The sequence below is a fragment of the Hymenobacter agri genome, assembly GCF_054778495.1.
The window spans coordinates 1-1363 of the sequence record NZ_BAAGZM010000866.1; the positions used below are offsets into that span (position 1 = coordinate 1).

The following is a 1363-nucleotide window of genomic DNA, read 5'->3' on the forward strand; positions in this document are numbered from 1 at the left end:
TCTGGCCGCCTCGAGGGCCGGGAAATGGTCGCGGTGTAGCACGTACAGCAGCGTGTCGGCCGCCGCGACGCCCTGCCCGGCAATGGTGCGCAGCCGCGAATACGGCAGCACGCCCGATACCTGCCCGGCTTCGATGCGGAATATGGGCTCGCGCTGCCCGCCCTGCACCGCGTAGAACTGAATGCCGCCGCGCAGGATGGCTACCATGTACTCGGCCGGCGAGCCGGGCTCGAAAATGGTTTCGCCGGCGGCGTAGCTGCGGCCTTCGCTGTGGGCCAGCAGCCAGGCAATGGTGTCGGTGGGCAGGCCGGCGAAGGCAGTGATGCCGGCCAGGTCGGCGGGGGCGAGGGTGGTGGGCGTGGGCATAATGGGGTAACCTGAGACGGGCGCAGTTGTTGAGGGCGGCGCGACTATCTTGCCCGGCCTTTCATCTTCCAATTTATGTTTGCTTCCCGCTTTTCCATTGCCCGGCTGCTGGTCACGGCCCTGCTCGTGGCGGGTACTACACCCGCGGCTCACGCCCAAAAGCCCGCCCGCGTGGCTACCCGCGTCGATTCGCTGCGGGCGGCCCGCAATGCGCCCATCACCTTCGCCCCGGTTACATTCACGATGCTGAGCGGCAAGCAGGTGCGCGGGTACGTGACCAGCTACGACTTGTTTATGCACGACAAAGTGCTGTGCTACGAGCGGCCGCCCAACGAGCTCCCTCCCCCGGCCGTCAAGGAAATGGCCGTTGAGCGCATCCGCACCATGCAGGTCGAAGGCCACACGCTCGACGCCCTCACCCGCAATGGCAAGCCGCTGGGCATGCTAGCCGAAAACATGACGCCCGCCGGGGCCGCCAAAACCTACGGCTACTTCATCACGAAGGCCAACATGTACATTCCCATTCCGCTGCCGGTGGGGGCCTACGTTATTCCGGTGGGCTCGCACGACAAATACTTCTGGTTTGTGAAAGTGCCCGGTGGTGAAATACAGGAAGTGCCGCGCGGCGACAAAGCCTTCGCCAAGCTGATGGCCGCCGCGTTTGCCGACTACCCCACCCTGGCCGCCCGCGTGCAGCAGCAGGCCCCCGACGCCGGCTACAAGCACATGCCGCAGCTGGTGCAGGAATACAACGCGCATTTCGCGGTGAGTAAATAGCCCGAGGCCGCGGGCGGTAATCGCGGAGGCGGCCGTATCTTCCGCGGCTGCATTTCATCCCGTCCTGCCAGTGCGCGCCTTGCTTTTCTGCTTCCTTTTGCTGTTCGTGGTGGGCCCGGTGGCCGGGCAAAGCCCGGTGGCCGACAGCCTGCGCCGCCAGTTGGCCGCCACTCGCGCCGACACCAGCCGGGTGCTGCTGCTGAATGCGCTCTGCAATGAC

General features: G+C 65.8%; 2 protein-coding genes. One reads left to right on the forward strand and one right to left on the reverse strand.

What is annotated here, in order from left to right:
• Positions 1–366, reverse strand: a 366-nt coding sequence (locus ACYVDE_RS22915) for a cyclic nucleotide-binding domain-containing protein (protein WP_460503847.1), incomplete at its 3' end; no start/stop codon positions are given.
• 75 nt (positions 367–441) lie between these two features.
• Here ACYVDE_RS22915 and ACYVDE_RS22920 point away from each other — a divergent pair.
• Positions 442–1143 (forward strand): hypothetical protein, encoded by a 702-nt coding sequence (locus tag ACYVDE_RS22920; RefSeq protein WP_460503848.1) that lies wholly within the window; start codon positions 442–444, stop codon positions 1141–1143.
• The last annotated feature ends 220 nt before the right edge of the window (positions 1144–1363 follow it).

Bases quoted from the DNA above. Each gene is read 5' to 3' on its own strand.
- ACYVDE_RS22920 (WP_460503848.1), top strand. From the start codon at position 442: ATGTTTGCTTCCCGCTTTTCCATTGCCCGGCTGCTGGTCACGGCCCTG.